This window comes from Methylobacterium nigriterrae, assembly GCF_037106235.1.
In the GTDB taxonomy this organism is placed as follows: Bacteria; Pseudomonadota; Alphaproteobacteria; order Rhizobiales; family Beijerinckiaceae; genus Methylobacterium; species Methylobacterium nigriterrae.
In genome coordinates this window covers 1-506 of sequence record NZ_JBAWTG010000518.1, presented here as the reverse complement: position 1 = coordinate 506, position 506 = coordinate 1, and the positions used below count along the sequence as shown (strand labels likewise).

The window sequence follows — 506 nt, the reverse complement described above, 5'->3', positions numbered from 1 at the left end:
ACCCCAAGCTCCTGGGTGAGCCGAACGGCAGCGGCATTGCGCGATGCCGCAAACGCTTCCATGAGCGTCGTCTCGCCCCTGTAGCCGAGCTGGCCATTCGAGGGCCACGTCGCCGTGATGGGCAGATCGACCACCCGGCTCTGCGGCCCTCGGCCCGCCTCGCAGGCCGCGACCAGGAGCGGCAGCTTCGCCGTCGAGCCCGGCTGCACGCTCGTCTTGACGGCGGCGTTGAACTGCCGTCGTGACCAGTCCACGCTGCCGATCATCGCGCGCACACGGCCATCGGCGGTCATCATCACGGCTCCAGCCTCGTAGGCCGACGGAACAGCTCCCTCGCTGACCAGCTCAGTCAGATGCTTCTCGGCCAAGCGCTGGAACCGAGGCTCGAGCGTCACGAAGAACCGGACCGTCTCGCCCTCTTTCACGAACAGGGGCGCCCAGGTCTGGACCACCCACTCGGTGAACGGCTGCGCCTGGATCTTGAACTCCGGCAGCACCCCGGGACG

1 protein-coding gene is annotated in these 506 nt (G+C 68.2%); it reads right to left on the bottom strand.

All coding sequences use genetic code 11. From position 1 onward, the window contains the following. Positions 1-506, bottom strand: a 506-nt coding sequence (locus WDW90_RS38025; RefSeq protein WP_336492860.1) for a penicillin-binding transpeptidase domain-containing protein, incomplete at both ends; no start/stop codon positions are given.